The 24,861-nt window shown below is 35.0% G+C and carries 22 protein-coding genes and 1 pseudogene; 16 read left to right on the top strand and 7 right to left on the bottom strand.

The window, feature by feature from the left end:
* Positions 1-8: 8 nt before the first annotated feature.
* The 6 genes and pseudogenes from IEW94_RS03640 (at position 9) to IEW94_RS03615 (ending at position 5,364) form a co-directional block, all read left to right on the top strand.
* Positions 9-960: pseudogene (locus IEW94_RS03640) on the top strand (D-2-hydroxyacid dehydrogenase).
* A gap of 100 nt (positions 961-1,060) precedes the next feature.
* Positions 1,061-1,699 carry a DUF937 domain-containing protein gene (locus IEW94_RS03635; protein ID WP_188650116.1) on the top strand — a complete coding sequence of 213 codons (639 nt, stop codon included), beginning with the start codon at positions 1,061-1,063 and terminating at the stop codon, positions 1,697-1,699.
* 126 nt (positions 1,700-1,825) lie between these two features.
* Positions 1,826-2,266 carry a DUF6146 family protein gene (locus IEW94_RS03630; protein ID WP_188650114.1) on the top strand — a complete coding sequence of 147 codons (441 nt, stop codon included), beginning with the start codon at positions 1,826-1,828 and terminating at the stop codon, positions 2,264-2,266.
* Positions 2,267-2,299: 33 nt separating this feature from the next.
* Positions 2,300-2,797 (top strand): DUF6787 family protein, encoded by a 498-nt coding sequence (locus IEW94_RS03625; RefSeq protein WP_188650112.1) that lies wholly within the window; start codon positions 2,300-2,302, stop codon positions 2,795-2,797.
* On the top strand, positions 2,794-3,126 hold the full coding sequence (locus IEW94_RS03620; RefSeq protein WP_188650110.1) for a hypothetical protein: 333 nt from the start codon (positions 2,794-2,796) through the stop codon (positions 3,124-3,126). The genes IEW94_RS03625 and IEW94_RS03620 overlap by 4 nt, the downstream gene beginning before the upstream one ends.
* A 60-nt stretch (positions 3,127-3,186) precedes the next feature.
* Entirely contained in the window at positions 3,187-5,364 is a 2,178-nt protein-coding gene (locus IEW94_RS03615) for a TonB-dependent receptor (RefSeq protein WP_188650108.1), read from the top strand.
* A 42-nt stretch (positions 5,365-5,406) separates the two neighbouring features.
* Here the strand turns inward: IEW94_RS03615 and IEW94_RS03610 are convergent, their stop codons facing one another.
* The 3 genes from IEW94_RS03610 to msrA are packed head-to-tail and all read right to left on the bottom strand — an operon-like array spanning position 5,407 to position 6,848.
* Entirely contained in the window at positions 5,407-5,670 is a 264-nt protein-coding gene (locus IEW94_RS03610) for a hypothetical protein (RefSeq protein WP_188650106.1), read from the bottom strand.
* Positions 5,671-5,707: 37 nt separating this feature from the next.
* Positions 5,708-6,295 carry a GTP cyclohydrolase I FolE gene (folE, locus tag IEW94_RS03605; RefSeq protein WP_188650104.1) on the bottom strand — a complete coding sequence of 196 codons (588 nt, stop codon included), beginning with the start codon at positions 6,293-6,295 and terminating at the stop codon, positions 5,708-5,710.
* A gap of 1 nt (position 6,296) precedes the next feature.
* Positions 6,297-6,848, bottom strand: a complete 552-nt coding sequence (gene msrA, locus IEW94_RS03600; RefSeq protein WP_188650102.1) for a peptide-methionine (S)-S-oxide reductase MsrA — start codon at positions 6,846-6,848, stop codon at positions 6,297-6,299.
* A 171-nt stretch (positions 6,849-7,019) separates the two neighbouring features.
* Here msrA and IEW94_RS03595 point away from each other — a divergent pair, with 171 nt between their 5' ends.
* Together IEW94_RS03595 and IEW94_RS03590 are read left to right on the top strand one after the other, a co-directional pair.
* Positions 7,020-9,455: a DUF5916 domain-containing protein gene (locus tag IEW94_RS03595; protein WP_188650100.1), complete on the top strand. Its 2,436-nt coding sequence runs from the start codon at positions 7,020-7,022 to the stop codon at positions 9,453-9,455.
* A 50-nt stretch (positions 9,456-9,505) separates the two neighbouring features.
* Positions 9,506-10,168, top strand: coding sequence for an ABC transporter ATP-binding protein (locus IEW94_RS03590; protein ID WP_188650098.1), 663 nt, complete (start codon positions 9,506-9,508; stop codon positions 10,166-10,168).
* Positions 10,169-10,170: 2 nt separating this feature from the next.
* Here the strand turns inward: IEW94_RS03590 and IEW94_RS03585 are convergent, their stop codons facing one another.
* Positions 10,171-11,460: an MgtC/SapB family protein gene (locus IEW94_RS03585; protein WP_188650096.1), complete on the bottom strand. Its 1,290-nt coding sequence runs from the start codon at positions 11,458-11,460 to the stop codon at positions 10,171-10,173.
* Between the two features lie 104 nt (positions 11,461-11,564).
* Between IEW94_RS03585 and IEW94_RS03580 the strand changes: the two genes are divergently transcribed.
* Together IEW94_RS03580 and IEW94_RS03575 are read left to right on the top strand one after the other, a co-directional pair.
* Entirely contained in the window at positions 11,565-12,329 is a 765-nt protein-coding gene (locus IEW94_RS03580; RefSeq protein ID WP_188650094.1) for a TIGR02757 family protein, read from the top strand.
* A gap of 43 nt (positions 12,330-12,372) precedes the next feature.
* The gene (locus IEW94_RS03575; protein WP_188650092.1) at positions 12,373-13,857 is read left to right on the top strand and encodes a S10 family peptidase; all 1,485 of its coding nucleotides are present in this window, start codon (positions 12,373-12,375) and stop codon (positions 13,855-13,857) included.
* A 52-nt stretch (positions 13,858-13,909) separates the two neighbouring features.
* Here IEW94_RS03575 and IEW94_RS03570 read toward each other — a convergent pair whose 3' ends face one another.
* The gene (locus IEW94_RS03570; RefSeq protein ID WP_188650090.1) at positions 13,910-15,802 is read right to left on the bottom strand and encodes a M61 family metallopeptidase; all 1,893 of its coding nucleotides are present in this window, start codon (positions 15,800-15,802) and stop codon (positions 13,910-13,912) included.
* A 243-nt stretch (positions 15,803-16,045) separates the two neighbouring features.
* Between IEW94_RS03570 and IEW94_RS03565 the strand changes: the two genes are divergently transcribed.
* From IEW94_RS03565 to IEW94_RS03540, 6 genes are all read left to right on the top strand, one after another.
* A complete protein-coding gene (locus tag IEW94_RS03565; RefSeq protein WP_188650088.1) occupies positions 16,046-17,965 on the top strand; it encodes a vWA domain-containing protein in 1,920 nt (639 codons plus the stop codon).
* Positions 17,962-19,215 carry a dihydroorotase gene (locus tag IEW94_RS03560; RefSeq protein WP_188650086.1) on the top strand — a complete coding sequence of 418 codons (1,254 nt, stop codon included), beginning with the start codon at positions 17,962-17,964 and terminating at the stop codon, positions 19,213-19,215. Before IEW94_RS03565 ends, IEW94_RS03560 begins: the two co-directional genes overlap by 4 nt.
* A 5-nt stretch (positions 19,216-19,220) precedes the next feature.
* Positions 19,221-19,553, top strand: coding sequence for a hypothetical protein (locus tag IEW94_RS03555; protein ID WP_188650084.1), 333 nt, complete (start codon positions 19,221-19,223; stop codon positions 19,551-19,553).
* Positions 19,554-20,213, top strand: coding sequence for an alpha/beta hydrolase (locus IEW94_RS03550; RefSeq protein ID WP_188650082.1), 660 nt, complete (start codon positions 19,554-19,556; stop codon positions 20,211-20,213).
* A gap of 36 nt (positions 20,214-20,249) precedes the next feature.
* The gene (locus IEW94_RS03545) at positions 20,250-20,441 is read left to right on the top strand and encodes a hypothetical protein (protein ID WP_188650080.1); all 192 of its coding nucleotides are present in this window, start codon (positions 20,250-20,252) and stop codon (positions 20,439-20,441) included.
* Between the two features lie 268 nt (positions 20,442-20,709).
* A complete protein-coding gene (locus IEW94_RS03540) occupies positions 20,710-22,458 on the top strand; it encodes a thiamine pyrophosphate-binding protein (protein ID WP_188650079.1) in 1,749 nt (582 codons plus the stop codon).
* Between the two features lie 110 nt (positions 22,459-22,568).
* Here the strand turns inward: IEW94_RS03540 and IEW94_RS03535 are convergent, their stop codons facing one another.
* Positions 22,569-23,273, bottom strand: a complete 705-nt coding sequence (locus tag IEW94_RS03535; protein ID WP_188650077.1) for a response regulator transcription factor — start codon at positions 23,271-23,273, stop codon at positions 22,569-22,571.
* Positions 23,274-23,275: 2 nt separating this feature from the next.
* A complete protein-coding gene (locus IEW94_RS03530; RefSeq protein WP_188650075.1) occupies positions 23,276-24,847 on the bottom strand; it encodes a sensor histidine kinase in 1,572 nt (523 codons plus the stop codon).
* Positions 24,848-24,861 lie beyond the last annotated feature (14 nt).

Genomic DNA, 24,861 nt, shown 5'->3' with positions numbered 1-24,861 from the left:
CTTTAAAAATGAAAGTATTAGCAAACGACGGTATTTCACAAAGTGGTATTGATGCACTTGAAAAAGGAGGTTTTGAAGTCATCACAACAACGGTAGCACAAGACCAATTGATAAACTATATCAACGAAAAAAACATCAGTGTGTTATTGGTTCGTAGTGCAACAACGGTTCGTAAAGACCTTATTGATGCGTGCCCAAGCATTAAAATCATTGGGCGTGGTGGTGTTGGTATGGACAACATTGATGTTGATTATGCCAAGAGCAAAGGTATCCACGTGATCAATACACCAGCGTCATCATCTCATTCTGTAGCCGAATTGGTTTTTGGTCATTTTTACGGATTAGCACGGTTTTTTACACCAATCAAACAGAAACATGCCACTTGAAGGCGATTCTAATTTTAAAGGACTTAAAAAAGCCTATGCAAAAGGCGTTGAACTAAAAGGGAAAACCTTAGGTGTTTTAGGATTTGGACGTATTGGACAAGCTACAGCAAAAGTGGCTTTGGGAGCAGGTATGAAAGTCGTTGCCTTTGACCCTTTTATTGAAAAGGCTAATTTACAATTGGACTTTTTTGATGGGCAAAGTGTGAATTTTGAAATCAAGACCATTTCTAAAGAAGATGTTTTAAAACAAGCAGATTTTTTAACCCTGCACGTTCCAGCACAAAAAGACTACGTTATTGATGAGGCCGAATTTAAACTTATGAAAGACGGTGTTATTCTTGCCAATGCAGCTCGTGGTGGTGTTGTTAATGAAGTAGCGCTTGTAAAAGCTATTGAAAGTGGTAAAGTTGCCGGCGCAGCTTTGGATGTTTTTGAAAACGAACCCAAACCAGAAATGCAGTTATTGATGAATTCAGCATTGTCATTAACACCTCATACCGGTGCGGCCACCAATGAAGCGCAAGATAGAATTGGTACTGAATTAGCTGAACAAATCATCAGCATTTTAGGATAACCTTTTCTTAACACATATAACAGTTTATTAAAAACTTCTGGCAGCAATGTTAGAAGTTTTTTTTGTATTTTGAAGCCTTATTAATACAAACAGTAACATTATGTCAGGAATATTAGATATACTAAACAGTGATCTAGGAAAAACCATTGTTAGCGGTGTCGCCAATCAAACCAACCAACCCAAAGAAAAGACCCAAGATGTGTTAACCATGGCCATGCCACTTTTAATGGCAGCCATGAAACGCAATGCCTCAACACCACAAGGTGCAGAAGGTTTAATGAACGCTTTAAACACCTCCCATGACGGAAGTATTTTAGATAGTCTGGGGGATTTGTTCAACGGTGGTGTGGATTCCAATGTTTTAAATGATGGCGAAAAAATATTGGGTCATGTGCTGGGTTCAAAACAGCAACATGTTCAAAATGCTTTAAGTCAAAAATCTGGAATTGATGCTGGATCAGTGGCTCAAATATTAAAAGTGGCAGCGCCAATCATCATGGGGTATTTAGGAAAACAAGCAAAACAAAAAAAGGTTAACAGTTCTAATGGTATGGAAAGTCTTTTAGGTGGTTTGCTCAGCGGAAATTCAGCTAATCAAGAACACAGTTTCTTAGAATCCATACTGGATGCAGATGGCGATGGCAGTGTGATTGATGATGTTGCAGGTATGGTTTTAGGTGGCTCCAAAAAGAAAGGTGGCCTAGGAGGATTGCTTGGCGGTATGTTTGGAGGCAAATAACACAATCATTACTATGAATTTTAAAACGTCAATTATTTTAATTGGCGTTTTTTTTTGTTAAAGTATCGTAAAAGCACGCATTTAAAAGAGTATTTTTTCGTAAATTAAGATTACTAATTAAATGCTATGAAAACATCTATTTATATACTACTTGTTCTTGGTTTGCTTATTGGTTGCAATTCATCAAAAACAATTATTTCAACAAAAGCTACACAAGAGAAAAACAATGTTGTAGCCAATGATACCGTGAAAATTGAAAATGATGATTTAGAATATGAGATTATCATCATTGAACCCGGTTTTAACTCTTGGTTGGCCAGCACGGCAAAACCTGAAGGCTATTATTCGCAAGGCTATTTAGAAACCAAAAACATTATTTACGTCAATGAATGGAACAATAGGGTTCTGCAACCGCAACTGTATGACCCTAATCTATACGAAATGCAAATAGATTACCAACAAGGCATTGATTACGGTTATGAGGTTAATTACAAACTCTACAATTATTTTATCTATTTTCAATTAAAATACAAGCAACAATTAGCTGGTTTCGTTCCCAGAATATAATTTCTTTGTGTATTTTTGCATGAAACCGCCTTGGTGAAGACGTTTAAAGAACATTGGGAAATAAAACACAACTGGCAGCTTATTTTTCCGTTTTTAGGAATCTTGGCAATCATTTATTCTTCCATAAAGTTAGCGCGTGTATTTCTTGAAGATGTGCATATTTCTTTAACGGCATTAACCACCCTTCTTCTTTCAGTAATACTGCTTAAATTCTTTTTGTTTCTGTTTAAAAAATTACAACCAAAATGGAAACCCAAGTATAAATGGGAAATGATAACCATTTTTATTGTATTTGCTGTCACGGGAACCTCATCTGTTTATGTTTCAAGACCACTTATGACCATTATTGGAATTACTAAAGAAACCTTAAATCCCATTCTATATTGGACATTATATAGTATTTTTGGGCTTGTTTTTTATCAAATATTACTGGTTTCAATAGGTTGGCTCTTTGGTCAATTTGATTTTTTTTGGAAGTTTGAAAAAAAGATGCTCAGCAAATTGGGCTTAAAACGCTTTTTTAAAGAATGAAGAAAACATCGTTTCTAAATAAAATAATAGCTTTTTTGCTAGCCATTTCGCTATTGCAACCTTATGAGCATAAGTTTGCGCACCTGTTTACACACCATAAGGATGATGTTTGTCTTGGTATTTTTAAAAAACCTCATTTACATGAAATAAACAAGAATTGCGATTTTTATAAATTCAAAATCGCCGTTCCGCAAACCTCACCTCCAGATTCCCAATTACATGTTTTCATTCCGCAGGAAAACCAAATACAGATTGTTTCGCATTATTCTTTTATAAATCAGCATCAACCGCTTCATTTCTCGCTTCGTGCACCACCATATTTAGTTTAATATTCGATTAAAAAAATCTGAATCTTTTCAGTATCAATCAATTATTAAATTAAAAAACACATGAAGCAATTTTCAACAATCGTGCTATTACTGGCATCAACTTTTATATTTTCACAAAACACACTACAAGGAACTGTCACCGATAACGACACCAAAGAAGGCATAGCATTTGCCAACGTTTATTTTCCAGATCTTGAAAAAGGCATTAGCACCAGTGACGACGGATCATTTACAATAGAAAACTTACCTAATGGAGACTACAAAATTATAGTTTCCTACCTTGGTTATGAAACACAATCCTTGAACATTACAATCCCAACCAAAGACCCTTTAAAAATTATGATGATTCCTTCGGCTCTTGAAATGGAAGAAGTAATTGTGTCCACTCCTTTTCATAAACTCCAGAGTGAAAATGTCATGAAAGTGGAACGACAAACGGTTAGTGAATTACAACAAAAAGGCGCTGTAAACTTATCAGAAGGTATTACAAATATTCCTGGTGTAGAAAGCGTTACAACGGGCTTAAGCATAGGAAAACCCGTTATCCGTGGGTTAAGTTATAACAGGGTTTTGGTTTACACGCAAGGTGTTCGGTTGGAAAATCAACAGTTTGGTGATGAGCATGGCCTAGGTATCAACGATTCAGGTATAGAAAGCGTTGAAGTTATTAAGGGACCCGCTTCATTACTTTATGGTAGTGATGCACTTGGTGGCGTGTTATACTTAAATCCAGAAAAATTTGCAAGCATCAATACCTCAGACGGTGATTTTGGTGGAAAATACTATAGCAATACGCTTGGGTATAGTACCAATGCCGGATACAAATCATCAGGAGACCATTGGCAGTTTTTATTTAGAGGAAATCTTGCAGAACATTCCGATTACAACACCAAAGACTACCGGGTAACCAATTCCCGTTTTAGAGAACAAGATTTTAAAGCAGGTATAGGTTATCTTGGAACCCATTTTAAAACTGAGTTTAGATATAACTTAAACGTTTTAAAACCAGGACTTACAGAAGCCATAGGCATCCAATCCAAACGCAGAAGCCCTATGCTAGGGTTTCAAGAAATATACAATCATGTGTTTAGCTCAAAATCCAGTGTCTTTTTTAACAATTCCAGTTTAGATGTCAACTTGGGCTATATTTATAACGACAGAAAGGAATTCAGTGAAGACCTAGGCTATAATGAAGCTGGGTTGCATTTAAAACTAAAAACCTTTAATTACGATATAAAATATAATTTGCCTAAACTAGGTAAGTTTGAAACTATTCTGGGCTTACAAGGAATGGACCAAACCAATGGCAACTATGGAGAGGAATTTTTAATTCCGAATGCAAGGGTAAATGACATCGGGTTTTTAGCGGTTTCTCATATTCATTTTGAAAAGGCCGATGTGCAACTTGGCGCACGGTTTGACAACAGAAATGTGAATGACACTGACTCGGGTGAAAAAAGACAGTTTAACAGCTTTAACGGAGCGGCCGGTATTAAAACCGATATTGCTAAAAATATAACCGCTCGAGTCAATTTAGCATCTGGTTTTAGAGCCCCCAATTTAGCTGAATTAACAGTTGACGGGGTGCATGAAGGGACCAATCGTTACGAAAAAGGAAATATCGACTTAAAAATTGAACAAAATTTCCAAACAGATATAGCATTGGAATATAAAAATGAACACATTGAATTTTATGCCAACGGATTCTATAATAAAATCAATGACTATATTTTTATAGCACCTAACGGACAGATTATTGATGGTAATGATGTGTATGTATATTCACAAAACAATGCCAATCTTTATGGTGGTGAAGTTGGATTCCACTTACATCCACACCCATTGGATTGGTTACATATTGAGTCCAGTTTTGAAACAGTTACCGGTAAACTAACAAATGATAATTATTTACCGTTAATCCCTGCAAATTCCATAACCAATACCTTACGTGTTGAGTTTGATAAAAACTGGTTTAAAAATGGCTATGCTTTTGTATCATTAAAAAGTACGTTTGACCAAAACAACACTGGTGCTTTTGAAACAGCAACAAGCGGGTATAATTTGTTAAGCGCTGGCTTAGGAGGTAGCATTAAGTTGTTTAATAAAGAAGCAATTCTATCTATTTCTGGAACCAATTTAACCGATAAGACCTATATCAATCATTTGTCCCGTTTTAAAACAGAAGGGATTTATAATATGGGCCGCAATATAACTTTTGGAGTTACCTATAAATTGTAAAAACCAAAAAGCGCAGTAGATTTTTATACTGCGCTTTTTAATTTATTTTTTTCTTGCTAAAACATATGTATAGAGCCACATCAAGGTAAACGACGGGACTAAATCAACACCTGGCAGGGCTTCTTCAACAAAATTGATAACCGCTGCCACTTTACCAGACTTCCCTTTGTAAAGCTTGGTCATAAGCCAGGCTGATATGGGAGCCCAAATGATATCTGAAAATTCACCAATACCAGGAATTATGAACGACACACATCCTATGGCATCCAACAAAATACCTAAAGCTAGTTTTTTGTATTTGTTCATTTTAGAAATATATGAGTTGTTTTAAATACGTGCTCGATTACTTCCCTATTAATTTTAAAAACTCGTTGCGGGTCTCTATTTTTTCAAACTGTCCCCTAAATCCTGAAGTTGTAGTCACCGAGTTTTGTTTTTGAACGCCGCGCATCATCATACACATGTGTGCTGCTTCAATAACCACGGCAACACCTTGGGGTTTTAAGGTATCATTGATACAATCCAGAATTTGCTCGGTTAACCGCTCTTGAACCTGTAATCGTCTAGCAAATACATCTACCACTCTGGGCAACTTACTAAGGCCAACAATATGCCCATTGGGGATATAAGCTATGTGGGCCTTGCCAAAAAAAGGTAACATATGGTGTTCGCATAACGAGTACAGCTCAATATCCTTGACCAGTACCATTTCGTTATACGATTCCTTAAACATGGCACTTTTTAGTATTTCAACAGGGTCTTGATGATACCCTTGTGTTAAAAACTGCATGGCTTTTGCAGCGCGTTCAGGAGTTTTCAACAGGCCATCGCGTGACACATTTTCACCTAAATCCTCAATAATGCTTTTATAGCGGTTTTTAACATCATCTGTCACTTGAATATTGTATTCCTCAAACTTTTTGTATGGCATCTTAGTTGGTTTGTTTCTTTAGTTTATTGGTAAACGTTTCCTTTAACTTTTTTATTTTGGGATTGATGATAAACTGGCAATACGGTTGGTCTTTATTCAAGTTGTAATAATCCTGATGATAATCTTCAGCATTGTAAAACGTTTCCAACTTTACCACTTCTGTGGTTATGGGATTTTTAAAGACTTGTTCTTGTTCTAAAAAACGTATAAAATCCAATGCTTCGTCTCTTTGGTAATCATCGCTGAAAAAAATTGCAGACCGATATTGTGTACCCACATCATTCCCTTGTCGGTTTAAAGTTGTTGGATCATGTGTGGCAAAGAATATTTCCAATAATTCTTTATAGGATATCCTTGCCTGATCGTAAAATATTTGAATGGCTTCTGCGTGTCCTGTGCGTCCTGTACAAATTTCTCTGTAAGCCGGATTTTTTATGTGCCCGCCCGTGTATCCTGAAACAACGCGTTCCACACCTTCCAGTCTGTTAAAAACGGCTTCAGTACACCAAAAACAGCCACCTGCAAATGTAGCTACTTGTAAATTTTGTTCCATAAGGTATAAAGTTAATCAAATTTTAGTTCATCAAAAGGTTATAAACCTTACATCAAATAGGATTTTAACTTTAAATTATGATAAAAAAATACTAACAAAACTAATTTTGCAATCTAGGAACCCATTAAACCAATATTGGGTTTTTATCATCAATCAAATCAAACTAAATCAATGAGAATTTTCATTCTAATTTTCTTTTTAATTATTTCAAACTTCTATAGTTACTCACAAGATAAAAAAATCTATCACATTCACAGAGCTACTAAAGCGCCTAAAATTGATGGTGTTTTAGACGATGGCGCTTGGAAAAATTGTGAAGAGGCAAAAGATTTTACAGAATTTAGACCAAAAATGGGCATTAAGGATAGTACCGAAATCAAAACCATAGTTAAAGTTACATACGACGACAATGCTATTTATTTTGGGGCCTATTTGCATGATGACCCTTCAAAAATCATGCGGCAATTGACAACTAGGGACAATTTTGGGCAATCGGATTTTTTTGGAATAATCATCAACCCTAATAATGACGCCCAAAACGATACGGAGTTTTTTGTGTTCAGTTCAGGCACACAAGCCGATGCCATTTCAAACCCAAGCAACGGAGAGGATTTTGGCTGGAATGCCGTTTGGGAAAGCAAAGTCAACATGGTTAAAGATGGCTGGATTGTTGAAGTAAAAATTCCATACAGTACGCTTAGGTTTTCAAATCAAGATGTACAAACTTGGGGACTACAATTCCACAGGCATTTTAGGCGTGACCGTTCGCAATACACATGGAATCCTATTGATAGGACAAAAGGTTACTCTGGCCTGTACCATGGGCAATTAGAACCTATTGAAAACATAAAACCTCCCATAAGGCTCAGTTTTTACCCATTTACCTCAGGATTGGTCAATACTTATGATGGAAAAACTGAAACCGATTTAAACTTTGGTCTGGATGTTAAATATGGAATTACAGAAAACTTTACTTTAGATGCCACGTTGATACCTGATTTCAGTCAGGCTGGTTTTGATAATTTAGAACTTAATTTGGGCCCTTTTGAGCAAACCTATTCTGAACAGCGCCAATTTTTTACAGAAGGCGTGAATTTATTCAATAAAGGGGATTTGTTTTTTTCAAGACGCATTGGAAGTAGTCCAACTGGTGATGTTGAATTAAACACCAATGAAGTAATCAAAAACTATCCAAATGCCGTCAAAGTACTAAATGCCATCAAAGTATCTGGTAGAACCAAAAATGGTCTGGGCATTGGGGTTTTTAATGCTATTACAGAAAAAACAAAAGCGATTGTAAGAGACACTATTTCTGGTGAAACCAGGGAAGAAACGGTAGAGCCCATCGCCAATTATAATATTCTGGTTCTGGATCAACAATTCAACAAAAATTCTTCGGTTAGCCTAATCAACACCAATGTAACCAGAAACGGGAATTTTAGGGATGCCAATGTTACCGGATTGGTCTTTGATCTTTCAAACAAAAGAAATACCTACAACTTGTACGGTGAAGCCAAAATGAGCAATGTTCATATAATGGATAGTAGTTCTAATGGATACAGCTCATTTTTCATGGCCAGAAAATCACATGGCAATTTCAGGTACAGTTTTGACCACAGATATGCTGATACCAAATATGATATTAATGATTTAGGCTTATTACAGCGAAATAATTACAACAATTTTGGAATTGACCTGTCTTACCAAATATTTGAACCAATAAAAAAATTAAACAAATACTATATAGGCACTTACGTTAACTATACAAGACTTGCAAAGCCAGGTGTTTATACCGGAAGCAGTTTTGGTTTTAACTATAATGCCGAAACAAAAACCCTTCACAACTTTGGGGGAAACTTAAATTTTCAAGTTGGCAAACAATATGACTATTTTGAACCCAGAACAGAAGGCCGCTTTTTCATTTATGAAAACAGACTAAATTCAAACATTTGGTTTTCATCAAACTATAATAAAGTATTCGCTTTTGATGCAAGTATAGGTGGTGCCACATTTTTTGAAAAAAATAGGAATACTGATGAACTTTGGTTTGAATTAAGCCCTAGAGTACGGTTTAATGACAAATTATTGATAACGTTTTCTTTTAGTTACAGTAAGGATTTCAATGATAGAGGTTACGCAGCTAAACTTAATGATGACATTATTTTTGGAGAACGGGATAGAAAGACACAAGTAAACAGCCTATCTGCAAATTATACATTCAACTCGTTTCATGGTATATCATTAACCTTCAGGAATTATTGGTCTACCGTAAACTACAAAAACAGCTTGTTTACCTTACAAGATAATGGCCGGTTAAATTCAAACTCTGGTTACCAAATTAATGATTTGGAAGATAACCCCAATATCAATTACAATACCTGGAATCTGGATTTAAACTACTCTTGGCAATTTGCACCTGGCAGCTTTATAACAGCATTGTACAGAAATCAATTATTCAATATGGACAGTGCTTCCATGGATTCATATGGTGGCAGTTTAAAAACCTTATTTAATCAACCCATTAAAAATACGCTATCGTTGCGCATTCAGTATTTTATAGATTATGTCAATCTCAAAAACACATTCAAGAATAATAACAATTCATAATTGTGCATGATACATTAAAGTAGTAAATTCACACATTATATTTATTGTTTATGATTCAAGCAACAAACATACATAAATACTACGACGCACTGCACGTTTTAAAAGGCGTTGATATTCATGTAAAAAAAAGTGAGATTGTATCTATTGTTGGGGCCTCTGGAGCTGGAAAAACAACCTTGTTACAAATATTGGGAACACTTGATAAAGCTTCAAAAAAGGATACTTTTGATTTAAGTATAAATGGTGTTGACATCAATTCGCTGAATGAAAAAGGACTGGCAAAATTCAGAAACGAACATATTGGTTTCATTTTTCAGTTTCACCAACTACTTCCTGAATTTACAGCTATAGAAAATGTTTGTCTTCCAGCATTCATAAAAGGCATTAAAAAGCTTGATGCTGAAAAACGAGCCAAAGAACTTTTGGATTTTTTAGGACTCTCCCATCGTCAACATCACAAACCCAACGAATTATCGGGTGGAGAACAGCAACGTGTTGCCGTTGCCAGAGCCTTGATTAATAACCCTGATTTGATTTTTGCTGATGAACCTTCTGGTAATCTGGATAGCGAATCTGCAGAAAACTTACATAACCTGTTTTTTAAACTTCGTGATGAATTTGGTCAAACTTTTGTCATTGTTACCCATAATGAAGAATTGGCCAATATGGCTGACCGTAAATTGACCATGGTTGATGGGAAAATCTTAAGATGATACTAAAGGTGAATTACAAAAGCCATCAACAAACCTAAAACAATCAACACGCTAAAGCCAATTATTAACGGTTTTCTAATAGACGTATTTCCAAAAGAAAGTCCATATATCATTTTCAACAGATTGTTACTAGTAACAGCATTCAAAACAGCTGTCGCCAAGACAGCATTATCAATATTCCATTTACTTTGAAATAGGTTTAATATAAAAGGGTCAATATCGGTAACACCTACAATAAACGATAGTGCATTAATACCAGCTGTGCCATAATTGTTATTCACCATTCCAGTGATTAATCCAAACAAAATAAACAAGCCAGCAAACACCAAGGCCGTTTTAAACTCCAAAGGATTGCTATTAGAATTAATACTAATTGATTTGGATGGTTCTGTTACTATGCCAGTGTGAAATTTATAGCTGTAAATAGCAATGGCAATAGTAACTACAATAAACACTAAAAATGGAGGGATAAGTTGAAACGCAATACTTTTGTTAAAAATAAAAGCCAATAAAAATATGCGTAAATACATCATTGTTGTGGCCAAAATAATAGCGGTAGCTACCTTATTGCTTTCATTAAATTCGTTGCTTTTTCGGGCCAATATAATGGTGGTTGCCGTACTGCTATAAAGCCCTCCTAAAATACCAGTAAGTATAATTCCAGAGTTTGGAAACACAAATTTTTTAAGAATATAACTCACATAAGAAATGCATGACACCACCACGATGGCCAACCAAAATTTATAAGGGGATATATTGATGTCATTAGATATAGATGTATCGGGTAATAATGGCAATACCACACCCGCCACAGCCAAGAATTTGGCAAGGGTTATAAATTCGTCATTATCAAATTTTCTAGACAATTTAAATAATGTTTCTTTCATTTCGGTAATCACCAAAACCACAACTATGATTAAAATAACCAACCAATTGGGTTGTGTGTAAATTAAAGGCGCCAAACAATACGTAATTAGTGCAATAACTAAGGAAGTCATTCCAAATCTATTGTGAATGTGCATTTTTTGGTAGTAATAGATTGCCAATAAAACACCTATAACAACTGCTCCAAAAAGAAATGGAACGAGGTTTTTAGGGTCTAATACATATAAAATATAGCCCAAAATACCAATAAGCGTAAAGGTTCTGTCCGTTCCAAATAAACTCTCTTCGGTTTCATCAAGATGATGCCGACGTTGCTCCATGCCAATAAGAAGTGAAAACAAGGTGACCAGTAAAAATTTAATACTGTCTGCAGGAATAAAATCCAATATTTCAGAAACGTGTTGCATAACCTGTAAGAATATATCTAATATACAAAATTAGACTGTTTTTGTTTTTATTATATCTCACAAAAAGAATAAGAAATGTAACTTTGAATTTTAAATTGAACCATTTGAACCAAAGAGAACTCAAAGAATTTCTAGACTCTAAAGTAACGCAATACAACCATCCCCGGTTTATTGAAAGCGATCCCATACAAGTCCCCCATCAATTCAATAAAAAAAAAGACATTGAAATTGCTGGCTTTTTAACAGCTACCATAGCTTGGGGAAATAGAAAAAGCATCATTAATAATGCACATAGGATGATGGAATTATTAGATCAGTCACCTTATGATTTTATCACAAACCATACCTCATCAGATTTAGAAAAATTGGAAGGTTTTGTCCACAGAACTTTTAATGGCGATGACTTAATACAGTTTGTTAAATCGCTTCAGCATATCTATGAAAACCACGGTGGATTGGAAAATATATTTACCAAATACACTAACGGAACATCCGTACAACCTACCATATCCCAGTTTAAGTCGCACTTTTTTGAAATTGACCATTTACAAAGAACGCAAAAACATATTAGTGATCCGCTAAAAAATTCAGCCGCAAAACACATCAATATGTTTTTAAGGTGGATGGTAAGACGGGATAACGCAGGTGTGGATTTTGGTATTTGGAAAAGCCTCACTCCTGCCCAATTGTCTTGTCCTTTGGATGTGCATTCTGGTAATGTAGCGCGTAAACTAGGCTTACTTAAACGTAAACAAAATGACGCCAAAGCCCTTTTGGAATTAGATAATTCCTTAAGGCAATTAGACCCAATTGACCCTGTAAAATATGATTACGCTTTATTTGGATTGGGGGTTTTTGAAGGTTTTTAACAATTGTATTCTTTATATTTATATCTAAATTAATTAAAGTATCATGAAAAAAATTTTATTAATCGTATTCTGCATTTCAGTTTATAGCGTAAATTCTCAAAACATTAAGATTCCTGCTGACACTTCAGTTGTCACGACTCATACTGTAACCATAAAAAATCAGCTTATTTCATACAAAGCCATTGCGGGCACACAACCCGTCTGGAATGAAAAAGGCGAACCAATTGCCACTTTATTTTACACCTATTATGAACGTGATAAAGTCGACAAAAAAAATAGACCACTTATCTTTTCTTTTAATGGTGGACCCGGTTCTGCCTCAGCATGGATGCATATTGCCTATACAGGCCCAAAGGTATTAAACATTGATCCAGAAGGCTATCCCATTCAACCATATGGTGTTGAAGACAATCCAAATTCTATTTTAGATGTAGCTGATATAGTCTATATAGACCCAGTAAATACTGGATATTCAAGAATGATTGCTGATAAAGATGGAAAACTACCAGACAGAAGTACATTTTTCGGGATTAATTCTGATATTAAATACTTAGCCGGATGGATGAATACGTTTGTTTCAAGAGTAAACAGATGGCAATCCCCAAAATACATTATTGGCGAAAGTTATGGTGGCACACGCGTAATGGGATTGGCCAATGAATTGCAAAGTAGCCAATGGATGTATTTGAATGGTGTGATTATGGTGTCTCCCGCCGATTATAAACTCTACAACACAAATCAACCCGTTTACTCTGCTTTAAGCCTACCCTATTTTACGGCAACAGCATGGTACCATAAAGTATTACCGCCAGCTTTACAGAACCAAGATTTATTGGATATTTTGCCCGAAGTTGAGGATTATGCCATACAAAAATTGATGCCCGCATTGGCGCAAGGTGGTTTTATTTCTGATGACGAAAAACAACAAGTTGCAAAACAAGTGGCCTATTACTCAGGCCTCAGTGAAACTTCCGTTTTACAGAACAACTTAAATGTACCCAATAGCTTTTTTTGGAAGGATTTGTTACGAAACAAAACTGGGCAAACCGTTGGAAGATTGGATTCCAGATATTTAGGCATTGACAAAACCGAGGCAGGAGACAATCCGGATTTCAATCCTGAATTAACAGCTTGGCTACATGCGTTTACCCCAGCCATCAATTACTATATCAGTGAGCAACTTAACTTTAAAACTGATATAAAATATAATATGTTTGGCGATGTTCATCCTTGGGACAACAGAAATGACAATACCAGAGATGACCTTAGGAAAGCTATGGCACAAAACCCCTATTTAAAAGTGCTAATCCAATCTGGATATTATGATGGAGCTTGCACCTATTTTGGAGCAAAATATACTATGCATCAAGTAGATCCCAGTGGAAAAATGAAAGATCGATTTACTTTTAAAGGATACAGAAGTGGTCATATGATGTATTTGCGCAAGGAAGACCTGCATACCGCCACTGACGATATCCGCGAGTTTATCATTAGTTCGTCATCAAAAGGAAACCCTGCAAAATATTAAATAAAAAAGCCTGGTAAGTTTACCAGGCTTTTTTATGTATCATTAAAATCACTTATCCTTTCAACCAAGCTTCACGCAATGCAATCTCTGCCGGTGTAGCATTTGGTTTTTCTTTTAACACCTTGCCCGTGGTGTAAGATTGCGTTGTTGTTGTTTTTATGGTAATTTCTTTGCCATTTCTATCCAACTTGACTTCTATATCTTCACCTGGTTTCCACATAAACACTCCTTGAAAAATCTGATTGGCGTTTTGTAGTGTTACGGTAGTTCCATTGATCTCTTTGATAATATCATTAGGCTGAACACCTTGGTCCTTCCAAAAACTGTTTTCTAACACTTGATCTGTAAAAAACACAATGCCTTTTTGTCCGTCACCAGAAACAATTAAATCAGTACCATTTTGAATATAGTTAGTCTTGGCCTTCCCATCAGCAATTTCCAAACCTACTTTATCAAAAAATGTATTGTAATCTATTGGTGTTGTTCCTACTACATGGGTATTTAGGAATGCCCCCACCGATGGATATGTCATAGCCGTAATTTCATCAATCAATTTATCATCCTCAAATGGTTTGTCTACACCATATTTTTTTGATAGCTCTTTCATTAAAGATAAAATACCGCGTTGCCCATGGCTTTCTTCTCGTAATATGATATCTAAACACATACCGATTAATGCTCCTTTTTGATAAACGTTAATATATTGGTCTTTATAAGGTTGGCTTATAACGTTTTCACTCATTTTTGTAAAACTCATGGTATCATCCATTTGTAATGAATACTGGATTTTATCCATGATTTTATCATAGAACTCATCCTCTGAAACCAATCCTTGGTTTACCTGAAACAACGTGGCAAAATACTCGGTAACACCCTCATACATCCAAAGATGTTTTGAGAATGTTGGGTTGTTATAATCAAAATAATGGACATCTTCAGAATGCACACTTAGTGGTGTTACAATATGAAAAAATTCATGAGACACCACATCTATCATACCTTTGGCAAGTTCATCTTGGCTTTCATCTTCTGGCATGACCACCATGGTAGATTTATGATGCTCTAAAGCTCCAAAACCTTTTGGTGAGGTTTCACTACCATCAGACAGATATAAAAATATATCATAGCGTGGCGTAGAGTTGATGTCACCTAAAAAAGCCTTTTGGGCTTTCATCATTTTAAACATGGTTGGTTTAAGGGACTCAGCCGAATGTTTGTTGTTGGGAGAATATACACTTAACACAATTTTGATATCGCCCACCTGAAATTCTTCAACAGTAAACTTTCCATACATCATGGGGTTATCGGTAATATCAAAATATCGCGGCGCAAAATAACTGCTTGTAGCCGTCTTTCCATCGGTACTGGTTGTGAAACTAGTTTGTTGCAAGGCCGAAGAGCGCTTAAAATCTGAAGGTGCCGTGACCTCTAATTTATATTGATTATTTTTCAATGAATCAAAATACCCAATAAATCCATGAAGGTTGAGTACATACTCATTTGGCTCAATATCTGTGCCTGATGGCGAAAAGGGCTGTTCCTTGCCTATGCCTCCTTCTTGTTCAATATCAAACGTATCGTTCACCAAGTAAGTTATTTTATCCAATTGCTTGGCATTTGAAATAATCCAAGTATTGACATCAGATTTAACTACGGACAGTTCGTTTCCTTTGTAATCAAATGCCTTGAAATCGTCCACATATTTACCAAAATTACTGATGGCATAGGTTCCTTGAACGACTTTGGGTAAACGATAGGTAACGGATTCAACCGTAAACCTACCTGGATCAATGGTTACCGGTACTTTATCGTTTTGCACTTGGGTTAAATCAATTTGTGAATCAATGGGCGTTGCCTGAGCTAAATCATTTCCACTGTTTTTTGTTGTTCCACAGCTAGCCAACAATATGGCGGCTGCAAATACCAATAAAAGTTGTCTCTTCATGTATTGTATTTTTTTGTCTTCGTTTTAAGGACGCTAAAAGTAAGATTATGTTACTGGTAAATTTCTTAAGTTTATGTTAATATTCGTTTATTGATTGTGATGCCATACTTTTTGTTTTCAACCCACATTCCCTAAAAACATCATAAGACACCAAACAAAGCTTACTCTTTTTATGTTTTTTTCAACATAAACTATGATTAAAAATGAAAAAAAATATGTAGGTTTGAAAAATCTAAAAAAGGCATGCAGTTTAAACACCCAGAACTTCTTTACGCTTTATTTTTACTGCTAATACCAATCATTGTTCATTTATTCCAGTTTAGAAAATTCCAGAAAGAAGATTTTACAAATGTTGCCTTTTTAAAAGCAGTAACCTTACAAACACGCAAGAGTTCCCAATTAAAAAAATGGTTGACCCTTTTGACCAGAATGCTACTTTTTGCATGTATAATCATAGCTTTTGCACAACCGTTTTCAACAAAACAACTTGCATTAAACACAAAAGCAGAAACAGTTATTTATTTGGATAACTCGTATAGTATGCAAGCTAAAGGTAGTCAAGGTGAACTATTGAAACGTGCCGTACAAGATATTATCAGTAATGTTCCAGAAGATAAAACCATTTCACTGCTAACCAATGATGACATTTTTAAGAACACTACCCTTAAAGCAATTAAAAATAATCTTTTACAACTTGACTACTCCTCCAAACATTTAAGCTATCATGCGGCCTTATTGAAATGCAAAAAGCTTTTTAAACAGAGTAGTAACTTGAGAAATATTGTGTTTATTTCAGATTTTCAGCAACAAGAATCTGATTTTAAACCAGATGAAGATCCGCTTTATGAAATTTATGCCGTAAAACTAAACCCTGTTAACAATCACAATATTGATATTGATTCGGCTTATATTTCAAAAACCAATGGCAGTTCACTGGAACTCAAGGTCGTTTTAAAAAACCAAGGTGATTTTATTGACAATCTTCCGGTTTCATTGTTTAATAATGACCAATTAATAGCTAAAACATCGGTGGCATTCAACAAGGATACCACTACATCCTTTACATTGCCTTCAGGCCAAATTATCAATGGCAAACTATCGATTGACTCTCCAGACTTGCAGTATGACAATAGTTTATTTTTTAATGTAAACAATACATCAAAAATCAATGTGTTGGCTATAAACAATGCCAATGATTCCTTTTTGAAACGTATTTACACAACAGATGAGTTCAATTATACAGCAACAACAATCAATACACTGGATTACAACATTATAAACCAACAAAATCTGATTGTTTTAAACGAACTTAATACCATTCCGAACACCTTGGTAGGCGTTTTAAACGCGTTTACCAAACAAGGAGGCATTTTAATCATAATACCAAGCAACACTATTTCTTCAGATTCGTACAATACATTGCTTAAAAATTATACTATAAGTTTTGGTGATTTTATGGATCATGAAAAACAGATAACGACTATCAATTTTTCAAATCCATTATATTCAAACGGCGTATTTGAGAAACGTGTTACCAACTTTCAATATCCAAACGTTAAATCGTTTTATAATATATCCAATAACGGAAATGATGTCCTTCTATTTGAAGACAATAAACCGTTTTTATTGAAAAGCAACCAAGCTTTTGTGTTTACCGCGTCCTTAAATGAAGCTAATTCAAACTTCATAAATTCGCCTTTAATTGTACCAACCTTATACAATATTGGTAAAATGAGTTTAAAATTTCCTGAATTGTATTACAGCATTGGAAAAGAAAACACATATGATGTTTCCGTCCAGTTGCACCAAGATGATATTTTGTCACTTGAAAACAAGACGGTCAATATGATTCCGCAGCAACAATATTTTAACAACAAAGTGGTGATTCATACGTATGATGAACCGTCAACTGCCGGTATTTATACCATTAAAGATAATAATAAAAGCATTCAAAACATAAGTTATAATTATGCCAGACATGAAAGCAACTTAGTTTACCAAGATATTTCAAACCTAAAAAACATCCATTTGAGCAATTCAATCACAGACATTTTTAATACGCTAAAAAGTGACTCAAAAGTTAATGAGCTATGGAAATGGTTTGCTATTTTTGCATTAGCGTTCTTGATTATTGAAATGCTCATATTAAAATATTTTAAATGAACATACTTATTAAATCTGCTACCATCATAGATCCTAAAAGTGAGTTTCATAACACAACTCAGGACATTTTAGTTGAGAAAGGCATTATTTCACAAATTGGACAGCATTTAAAAAATCCAAAGAAATATCAAGAAATCACGTTTGAGAACCTGCACATATCACAAGGTTGGTTTGATAGCAGTGTCTGTTTTGGCGAACCTGGTTTTGAAGAACGCGAGACCATTAAAAACGGACTGAAAACAGCAGCTGTTTCGGGCTTTACGACTGTTGCCATGAATGCCAATACACATCCTGTTATTGATTCCAATTCTGATATTGCCTTTGTACAATCAAAAGCACAAAACCATTCGGTAACACTATTGGCTATTGGTGCCCTGACCAGAGAATCTAAAGGCGAGGATCTTGCTGAGCTTTATGACATGAAAAATGCAGGCGCTATTGCATTTTATGATTATAAAAAGCCCATTGCCAATCCCAACCTTATGAAATTGGCACTGCAATACACCAGTAACTTTGATGGATTGGTATGTTCATTTCCTCAAGACAACAAAATTACGGGCTTGGGTGTCATGAACGAAAACATAACCAGTACATCATTAGGTTTAAAGGGGAATCCTAACCTATCGGAAGAACTGCAAGTTTCAAGGGATTTGTTTTTATTAGAATATACCCAGGGAAAACTGCATATACCTACAATTTCAACAGCAGGTTCTGTTTCATTAATACGTGAGGCCAAAAAGAAAAAGCTGGACGTTACCTGTAGTGTTGCCATCCATAATTTATTTTTTACAGACGACATAATAACCGATTTCAATACGGCGTATAAAGTATTGCCGCCACTTAGAACACAAGAAGATGTAGATGCCTTGATTGAAGGTGTAAAAGATGGCACAATCGATATGGTAACCAGTGACCACAACCCAATTGATATAGAACTAAAAAAGGTTGAATTTGACCATGCCGCCTATGGAACCATTGGTCTGGAAAGTGCTTTTGGAGCCTTGCAATCGCTCTTTACTCTCAAGAAAACCATTGATATTTTAACCAAAGGAAAAGCGCGGTTTGGTATTGAACAATCTACCATCAATATTGGTAACGCATTGAATGTCACACTTTTTAATCCAGATATCAAATATACCTTTTCTACAAAAGACATTATTTCTAAATCAAAAAATGCTATTTTTGAAAATCAGGCTCTAAAAGGAAAAGCATACGGCATTATTTCAAATGGCCAATTGTTTTTAAATTAAACATTATGAATGCACAAGAGATTGAAGAAGGAAAAGGAATTGCCATAATTAGTTATCTTTCAATTATTGGTACTATTGTCGCCTATTTTTTGAATAATGATAAGAAAAATGCTTATTCAAGCTTTCACATAAGACAGTCTTTAGGACTATGGATCATGTTTCCTATATTGGGTTTTATAACAAGTGCTTTTGATAGTTGGTTTGCAACCCTTGGTTTTTATATGTTTTTTGGTGTGCTCTTTATCTATGGTTTTGTTAATGCAATAGCTGGAAAACAGCAATCTGTTCCACTTGTTGGTGATTTTTTTCAAAGAATATTTGCTAATATTGGTCACTAAATGGTAAACCAATCCCTGTCTTTACACCATATTATTCGAGAATCCAGTTTAACTGAAAACGCTCCATTACTTATCATGCTGCACGGCTATGGCAGTGATGAAAACGATTTGTTTTCGTTTGCAAACGAATTGCCTAAAGAACTTTTCATTATTTCAGTAAGAGCTCCCTATCCGTTACAGCCTTTTGGAAATGCTTGGTATGCCATCAATTTTGATGCTATACAGGGAAAATGGAGCGATGATGACCAGGCCAAACAATCCAGGGATTTAATAGCCACATTTATTGACGAAACAACACAAACATATCCTGTAAACAAACATAATATAACCCTTTTAGGGTTTAGCCAAGGTACCATATTAAGTTATGCAGTAGCACTCACCTATCCTGAAAAAGTCAAAAACATCATTGCTTTAAGTGGGTACATCAATAAAAATATCTTGCCAAAAGATATTGAACGCAAAGACTATTCGCATCTTGATTTTTACTGTTCCCATGGTAGTGTAGACCAAGTAATCCCAGTAGAATGGGCCAGGCAAACACCACCTTTTTTAAGCAGTCTGCATATCAAACACCAATATTCCGAGTTTCCTGTTGGCCATGGTGTAGCTCCTCAAAACTTTTATGAGTTTAGAGATTGGTTATTAAAAAAAATCAAATAGTTTTTATCATATTGCCTTTCAAACATATTGAAAACCATGAAATCTCCGGCAATGACACTAAATGAAAAATTATATTTGTCAGGACTTATGTCTGATTTTGAAAAAGCTATAAAAAAGAATAGAAAAGAGGATGCAGTAGGCATCTTACTTCAAATTGATATCGAAAGGATTAAAGGTTCTGAGATTGTAGAAACCATACTAAATAACAAAAAAAAATATGGTTTTTAGCTTTAAAGCAATAAAATGAAATCAATTCTATAAATTTCAGATTTCATTACACGATGTAGTAGCACCTCAAAATTTTTATGAGCTTATAGATTGGCTTTCAAAACGAATCCAATAAAAACAAGTTTTAACAAGGTTTTCTGATTTTACTTTTTTTATAACAAACGAACTTCATTAACTTGTGTGACATCGTTTTAATAGTTTAGATTGTGTTTAAATCAATCCTGTTGAAACATATACCGTATTAAGTTTAAAAGATTGAATATAGAAAATGGATGTATCTGAACAATTATTAAAAATTCTAACTGATGAAGGTGTCAAACATATTTTTGGTGTTGCTGGCGATGCTTTAAATCCTCTGGTTTCAGCAATTGCAAAGCAAAAAGAAGTGAAATGGATAAAAATGAAGCATGAAGGAAATGCCTCATTTGCTGCTTTTGCACAAGGAGAACTCAACGGAAATATTGGCGTATGTGCCAGTACAGTTGGGCCAGGTGCTTTGCATTTGGTCAATGGTTTTTACAATGCAAAAAAAGAACGCTCTCCTGTTTTAGCAATTACAGGTCAAGTTCCCATAGAATACATAGGAACCAATTATCATCAAGAAGTTGATTTAACCAAAGTGTTTGATGATATTTGTGAATATCAAGCTATTATTCGTTCTCCTGAAGAAGCCCCAAGAATCATATTAAGGGCATTGCGTATTGCCATAAATCATAAATGTGTTTGTAGAATTGAACTACCAGCTGACATTGCGGCTATGCCAGCAAAAAACACCGATTTTATCCATCGCGTTTTTCGCTCTCAATCAAGTCTAGCACCAGATGAAGATAGTTTAAAAAAAGCAGTGAAATTAATAGACGAAGCGAATAAAATAGGCATTTTAGCTGGTGCAGGATGCCGTTCTGCAAGAGAGGAGGTATTAAAATTTGCTCAAAAAGTAAACGCTCCTATTACCCATACAGTGCGTGCATCGGATATTTTTGACCATAGTAGCAAAAATGTTGTTGGCCTCACGGGACTGATAGGAAATCCGTCAGGCTATGAAGCAGTAATGGAATGTGATTTGTTAATTATGTTAGGAACTGATTTTCCGTATTCCCATTTCCTTCCAGATACAACCAAAACCATTCAAGTGGATATTCGCTCAGAGAATATTGGTAATCGTACCCCAGTAACACTTGGCGTGCATTCTGACATCAAGCATTTCATGAATTATGTTAATGACAAATGCCTCCCTAAAAAAGATAGCACTTGGACTAAAAAACTTAATGATGAATTTAAAGAATGGTTAGAACACAACTGCAAGATATCTGATGCCGAGAAAGATTTTAAAGTGACACATCCTCAAGTAGTAGCAAGGGAAATAAGTGATATAGCTGCAGATGATGCCATTTTTGTAATTGACACTGGTACGTCCGCCATTTGGTCAAGCAACTTTATGAATTTTCATTCGGATAGGAGAATCATCGGATCATTCAATCATGGCTCTATGGCTGTAGGGCTTCCTGCTGCCATTGGCGCCCAAATACAATTTCCCAATAGAGAAGTTTGGGCCATTGTTGGAGATGGTGCATTTAATATGTCACTACATGATTTTTCAACTGCTGTAGAATACAAGTTACCCATTAAAATTGTGATACTAAACAACGCTGAACTTGGCTTTGTAAAAATTGAAATGGAAGAAGCTGGATTGGCTCCAAATTATGACGCTCTGAAAGTTGAAAATTTTGATTTTGCCCAATATGCAAAATTAGTTGGCGGAGATGGGGTAAACGTATCAAAAAACAATGAAATCATATCAGCTGTTGAACAAGCCGAAAAATCTAAAACTCCTTTTATCCTCAACGCACATGTCACGGGAGGAGAATTGTCTTTGCCCCCTAGCATTGATTTTAAACAAGCTAAAAATTTTGGTATATCAAAAATAAAGGAGCTTATTGAAGCCGCTAAAGGAGATAAAACACAATGGGAAAGCATCAAAAATGAAATCAAGGCCTATATTGACAAGGAGTTCTAATTTTTGAAAACACAACACAATAAAATGCTGTGATTTGCAAAATATGCAAATTTAATGTTGAACAAAAAAATCCAGCAATTTGCTGGATTTTTATTCTTTTTTAAAATCGGTTAACTATTAACCACTAACCTAAATCCTTCTCCATGAATGTTTAGGATTTCTACCTTTTCATCCAATTTTAAATACTTACGTAATTTGGCAATGTACACATCCATACTACGTGATGTAAAGTAATTGTCATCTCTCCAAATTTTTGTCAATGCCAATTGGCGTGGCATCAAGTCATTTTCATGCAATGCCAACAAGCGTAACAATTCATTTTCCTTTGGTGATAATTTGACTGGTTCACCACCTTTGTAACGTAAAAACCGAAGTTTTGAATTTAAATCAAAATCACCAATCTTAAATTCAAATTGTTTGCTATCCGAAATGGTTTCGGTGGCCTTGCGCTGCATAATGGCTTTTATCTTCATTAACAATACCTCACTGTCAAACGGCTTGTTTAGATAATCATCGGCACCAACTTTGTAGCCTTTCAGTACATCTTCTTTCATGGCTTTGGCTGTTAGGAACACAATGGGAACATCTTTGTTTTTTTCCCGTATTTCCTTGGCTAGGGTAAAACCGTCCTTATAAGGCATCATGACATCCAAGATGCATAAATCAAAATCGTCTTTTTTGAACTTTTCAAAACCTTCCATACCGTTTTTGGCATGTACCACATCGTAATCATTCATCACTAAATAGTCTTTCAATACAGTTCCAAAATTGGGATCGTCTTCAACCAGTAAAATTTTCTTGTTTTGTTCTTCCATAGTTATGTTATTAGTGGAAGCTTGATGATAAATGTGCTTCCTTTATCTTTTTCACTTTCAACTTTAATATGACCTTGATGGTCATCTACTATTCGTTTTACATACGCCAAACCAAGACCGTGGCCTTTAACGTTATGTATATTTCCAGTGTGTTCTCTATAAAATTTCTCGAACACTCGTTTTTGGGCGGCTTTGCTCATACCGCTACCGTGGTCCTTAATTTTTAATATAATGTTGGTTCCTATATTCTCTGTATACACTTCTATCTGAGGTGCTTCTGGAGAATATTTGATAGCATTATCAAGTATATTGACTATTACATTTGTAAAATGAGTTTCATTGGCCAAAACTGACGACTTTTCTGCCTCCAAAAACGTCTTTATAGAACCTTTTCTGTCTTCTACAATAAGCTCTACATGGGTAATGGCTTCTTCAATTAAGTCGTGCAACTTGACCCTATCCTTACTGATGTTCAGCTCATTCTTTTCCAGTTTTGATATCCTCAATACATTTTCCACTTGTGCGTGCATCCGTTTGTTTTCTTCCTTAATCATACCCAAATAACGCAATACTTTATCCTTATCATCAATAATCTTGGGGTTTCTTATGGCATCAAGTGCTAAATTTATCGTAGCAATTGGTGTTTTAAATTCATGCGTCATGTTATTGATAAAATCTGTTTTTATCTGCGATATTTTACGCTGTTTCACCAATTGGTACAAGGCACTTGAATAGGCTATAATGATGATGGATGTAAAAATAACCGATAATAGTATCATGCCTATTATTGATGACAGAATGAACTTATTGTCATCAGGAAAATTTACCAAAAGCTTATAATTGGTTTGGTTATTCTCATCATAAAAAATGGGAACGCTAAAGGTGGTCTCTTCATTTTTTTCAAAGTCCTCACTACGAACCTTGGTGGCCAACCCGTTGCTGTAAATGGCAAATTGGTAATCTATATCAATATTATCTTCCTTCAGTTTTTTTGACAATAAATCTGAGATTTGCTTTTCAGAAACACGCTTATAAACCGGCAACCGTTTTGAAAGTGCCTTAAAACTCTTTTCAAAACTGTTTTGCTGGGCTTCAGATAAATACCCATGAATAAGGTTCACAATTGGCGCATTGTCTACGTCCTTATCTGAAATGTCCACATTATTGTAAATCTCAGCTTTTGAATTTCCAATAATATTTTTAATTGTTAAACTATCTAAACCAATGTCAAAGAGCGATGAAGATAACTTATAGTTTTCTTCTAAAATACCACTTTTATAAATAAGTGTTTCTTTTGTATTGTTGTTTTGCTGGTAAATAAACAATTGTGAAACCGCTACAGAATCCAATTGTTTATTGGCATTAACTAAATTTTGATACTTTTTAAAGTATGTGTCCAATTCTTTTTTCTCAATGGCGTTGGATACATAACTCAATGTTTTTTTTACATTAAACGTAAATCGTTCTCTTTCGTTCTTAACGGAATCCTTAATATAATATGCTTGAACAAATATGATTCCTACCAGAGACATGCTCATTAATAGAACCAATAACACAAAAATTCTCTTGCTCATCATTCAAAATTAAC

Source organism: Yeosuana aromativorans (assembly GCF_014646655.1).
GTDB classification, from domain to species: Bacteria; Bacteroidota; Bacteroidia; order Flavobacteriales; family Flavobacteriaceae; genus Yeosuana; species Yeosuana aromativorans.
This window is presented reverse-complemented; position numbering and strand designations above follow the sequence as displayed.